At 58.0% G+C, this 4,958-nt stretch carries 2 rRNA genes; both read right to left on the bottom strand.

Annotation, left to right across the window (positions count from 1 at the left end):
• Positions 1-3,119: ribosomal RNA gene (locus LG395_RS40805) — 23S ribosomal RNA — on the bottom strand; the annotation flags it as partial.
• A gap of 307 nt (positions 3,120-3,426) precedes the next feature.
• Positions 3,427-4,951: ribosomal RNA gene (locus tag LG395_RS40800) — 16S ribosomal RNA — on the bottom strand.
• Between the last annotated feature and the right edge of the window lie 7 nt (positions 4,952-4,958).

The following is a 4,958-nucleotide window of genomic DNA, read 5'->3' as shown; positions in this document are numbered from 1 at the left end:
GGACAAGCCCTCGGCCTATTAGTACCAGTCAACTCCACCCGTTACCAGGCTTCCATATCTGGCCTATCAACCCAGTCGTCTACTGGGAGCCTTACCCCATCAAGTGGGTGGGAGTCCTCATCTCGAAGCAGGCTTCCCGCTTAGATGCTTTCAGCGGTTATCCCTCCCGAACGTAGCCAACCAGCCATGCCCTTGGCAGAACAACTGGCACACCAGAGGTTCGTCCGTCCCGGTCCTCTCGTACTAGGGACAGCCCTTCTCAAGACTCCTACGCGCACAGCGGATAGGGACCGAACTGTCTCACGACGTTCTAAACCCAGCTCGCGTACCGCTTTAATGGGCGAACAGCCCAACCCTTGGGACCGACTCCAGCCCCAGGATGCGACGAGCCGACATCGAGGTGCCAAACCATCCCGTCGATATGGACTCTTGGGGAAGATCAGCCTGTTATCCCCGGGGTACCTTTTATCCGTTGAGCGACGGCGCTTCCACAAGCCACCGCCGGATCACTAGTCCCGACTTTCGTCCCTGCTCGACCCGTCGGTCTCACAGTCAAGCTCCCTTGTGCACTTACACTCAACACCTGATTGCCAACCAGGCTGAGGGAACCTTTGGGCGCCTCCGTTACCCTTTAGGAGGCAACCGCCCCAGTTAAACTACCCATCAGACACTGTCCCTGATCCGGATCACGGACCCAGGTTAGACATCCAGCACGACCAGACTGGTATTTCAACGACGACTCCACAAACACTGGCGTGCCTGCTTCACAGTCTCCCAGCTATCCTACACAAGCCGAACCGAACACCAATATCAAACTGTAGTAAAGGTCCCGGGGTCTTTCCGTCCTGCTGCGCGAAACGAGCATCTTTACTCGTAGTGCAATTTCACCGGGCCTATGGTTGAGACAGTCGAGAAGTCGTTACGCCATTCGTGCAGGTCGGAACTTACCCGACAAGGAATTTCGCTACCTTAGGATGGTTATAGTTACCACCGCCGTTTACTGGCGCTTAAGTTCTCAGCTTCGCCCACCCGAAAGTGAGCTAACCGGTCCCCTTAACGTTCCAGCACCGGGCAGGCGTCAGTCCGTATACATCGCCTTACGGCTTCGCACGGACCTGTGTTTTTAGTAAACAGTCGCTTCTCGCTGGTCTCTGCGGCCACCCCCAGCTCAGAGCGCGAAGCTCATCACCAGACGTGGCCCCCCTTCTCCCGAAGTTACGGGGGCATTTTGCCGAGTTCCTTAACCATAGTTCACCCGAACGCCTCGGTATTCTCTACCTGACCACCTGAGTCGGTTTAGGGTACGGGCCGCCATGAAACTCGCTAGAGGCTTTTCTCGACAGCATAGGATCATCCACTTCACCACAATCGGCTCGGCATCAGGTCTCAGCCGTATGCAAGGCGGATTTGCCTACCTTGCGGCCTACACCCTTACCCCGGGACAACCACCGCCCGGGATGGACTACCTTCCTGCGTCACCCCATCACTCACCTACTACCAACTTGGGTCAGCGGCTCCACCACTCCCCTTTGCCCGAAGGCTCCAGGGCGGCTTCACGGCCTTAGCATCACTGGATTCGATGTTTGACGCTTCACAGCGGGTACCGGAATATCAACCGGTTATCCATCGACTACGCCTGTCGGCCTCGCCTTAGGTCCCGACTTACCCTGGGCAGATCAGCTTGACCCAGGAACCCTTAGTCAATCGGCGCAAACGTTTCTCACGTTTGTATCGCTACTCATGCCTGCATTCTCACTCGTCAACCGTCCACGACTACCTTCCAGTGCCGCTTCACCCGGCAGACGACGCTCCCCTACCCATCACAGCACCCGTTGGGGCTATACGCTGCAATGACACGACTTCGGCGGTACGCTTGAGCCCCGCTACATTGTCGGCGCGGAATCACTAGACCAGTGAGCTATTACGCACTCTTTCAAGGGTGGCTGCTTCTAAGCCAACCTCCTGGTTGTCTCTGCGACTCCACATCCTTTCCCACTTAGCGTACGCTTAGGGGCCTTAGTCGATGCTCTGGGCTGTTTCCCTCTCGACCATGGAGCTTATCCCCCACAGTCTCACTGCCGCGCTCTCACTTACCGGCATTCGGAGTTTGGCTAAGGTCAGTAACCCGGTAGGGCCCATCGCCTATCCAGTGCTCTACCTCCGGCAAGAAACACACGACGCTGCACCTAAATGCATTTCGGGGAGAACCAGCTATCACGGAGTTTGATTGGCCTTTCACCCCTAACCACAGGTCATCCCCCAGGTTTTCAACCCTGGTGGGTTCGGTCCTCCACGAAGTCTTACCTCCGCTTCAACCTGCCCATGGCTAGATCACTCCGCTTCGGGTCTTGAGCGTGCTACTGAAACGCCCTATTCGGACTCGCTTTCGCTACGGCTTCCCCACCCGGGTTAACCTCGCAACACACCGCAAACTCGCAGGCTCATTCTTCAAAAGGCACGCAGTCACGAGAGTGAAGCAAGCTCCACTCCGACGCTCCCACGGCTTGTAGGCACACGGTTTCAGGTACTATTTCACTCCCCTCCCGGGGTACTTTTCACCATTCCCTCACGGTACTATCCGCTATCGGTCACCAGGGAATATTTAGGCTTAGCGGGTGGTCCCGCCAGATTCACACGGGATTTCTCGGGCCCCGTGCTACTTGGGTGTCTCTCAAACGAGCCGCTGACGTTTCGACTACGGGGGTCTTACCCTCTACGCCGGACCTTTCGCATGTCCTTCGCCTACATCAACGGTTTCTGACTCGTCCCACGGCCGGCAGACCGTGGAAGAGAGATCCCACAACCCCGCATACGCAACCCCTGCCGGGTCTCACACGCATACGGTTTGGCCTCATCCGGTTTCGCTCGCCACTACTCCCGGAATCACGGTTGTTTTCTCTTCCTGCGGGTACTGAGATGTTTCACTTCCCCGCGTTCCCTCCACACTGCCTATGTGTTCAGCAGTGGGTGACAGCCCATGACGACTGCCGGGTTTCCCCATTCGGAAACCCCCGGATCAAAGCCTGGTTGACGACTCCCCGGGGACTATCGCGGCCTCCCACGTCCTTCATCGGTTCCTGGTGCCAAGGCATCCACCGTGCGCCCTTAAAAACTTGGCCACAGATGCTCGCGTCCACTGTGCAGTTCTCAAACAACGACCAGCCACCCATCACCCCCGGGACACAACCCGGAGTTCACTGGGGCCGGCGACTGAGGAGAAGTTCATTCCCTCAGACACCCAACAGCGTGCCCGACCAGCCCCCACCCGGCGATCATGCGTTCCACGCTCCGAAGAGCAGTACTAACAGCCACCGACCCGAGAAACCGGCCGAGTAGTCAACGTTCCACCCATGAGCAACCAGCATCAGACATTCGCTGATGTACTGGCCTCTGACCGAGCCAGGCCCGGTAAGAAGTGCTCCTTAGAAAGGAGGTGATCCAGCCGCACCTTCCGGTACGGCTACCTTGTTACGACTTCGTCCCAATCGCCAGTCCCACCTTCGACAGCTCCCTCCCACAAGGGGTTGGGCCACCGGCTTCGGGTGTTACCGACTTTCGTGACGTGACGGGCGGTGTGTACAAGGCCCGGGAACGTATTCACCGCAGCAATGCTGATCTGCGATTACTAGCGACTCCGACTTCATGGGGTCGAGTTGCAGACCCCAATCCGAACTGAGACCGGCTTTTTGAGATTCGCTCCACCTCACGGTATCGCAGCTCTTTGTACCGGCCATTGTAGCACGTGTGCAGCCCAAGACATAAGGGGCATGATGACTTGACGTCGTCCCCACCTTCCTCCGAGTTGACCCCGGCGGTCTCCCGTGAGTCCCCAGCACCACAAGGGCCTGCTGGCAACACGGGACAAGGGTTGCGCTCGTTGCGGGACTTAACCCAACATCTCACGACACGAGCTGACGACAGCCATGCACCACCTGTACACCGACCACAAGGGGGACCCTGTCTCCAGGGTTTTCCGGTGTATGTCAAGCCTTGGTAAGGTTCTTCGCGTTGCGTCGAATTAAGCCACATGCTCCGCCGCTTGTGCGGGCCCCCGTCAATTCCTTTGAGTTTTAGCCTTGCGGCCGTACTCCCCAGGCGGGGCACTTAATGCGTTAGCTGCGGCACGGACAACGTGGAATGTTGCCCACACCTAGTGCCCACCGTTTACGGCGTGGACTACCAGGGTATCTAATCCTGTTCGCTCCCCACGCTTTCGCTCCTCAGCGTCAGTATCGGCCCAGAGATCCGCCTTCGCCACCGGTGTTCCTCCTGATATCTGCGCATTTCACCGCTACACCAGGAATTCCGATCTCCCCTACCGAACTCTAGCCTGCCCGTATCGACTGCAGACCCGGGGTTAAGCCCCGGGCTTTCACAACCGACGTGACAAGCCGCCTACGAGCTCTTTACGCCCAATAATTCCGGACAACGCTTGCGCCCTACGTATTACCGCGGCTGCTGGCACGTAGTTAGCCGGCGCTTCTTCTGCAGGTACCGTCACTCTCGCTTCTTCCCTGCTGAAAGAGGTTTACAACCCGAAGGCCGTCATCCCTCACGCGGCGTCGCTGCATCAGGCTTGCGCCCATTGTGCAATATTCCCCACTGCTGCCTCCCGTAGGAGTCTGGGCCGTGTCTCAGTCCCAGTGTGGCCGGTCGCCCTCTCAGGCCGGCTACCCGTCGTCGCCTTGGTGAGCCGTTACCTCACCAACAAGCTGATAGGCCGCGGGCTCATCCTGCACCGCCGGAGCTTTACAACCCGGGAGATGCCTCCCAGGCTCATATCCGGTATTAGACCCCGTTTCCAGGGCTTGTCCCAGAGTGCAGGGCAGATTGCCCACGTGTTACTCACCCGTTCGCCACTAATCCCCACCGAAGTGGTTCATCGTTCGACTTGCATGTGTTAAGCACGCCGCCAGCGTTCGTCCTGAGCCAGGATCAAACTCTCCGTGAATGTTTAC

The sequence above is a fragment of the Streptomyces spinosus genome, assembly GCF_020400655.1.
Taxonomy (GTDB): Bacteria; Actinomycetota; Actinomycetes; order Streptomycetales; family Streptomycetaceae; genus Streptomyces; species Streptomyces argyrophylli.
The sequence above is the reverse complement of the archived record's forward strand: the minus strand, read 5'-3'. Positions and strand labels throughout refer to the sequence as shown.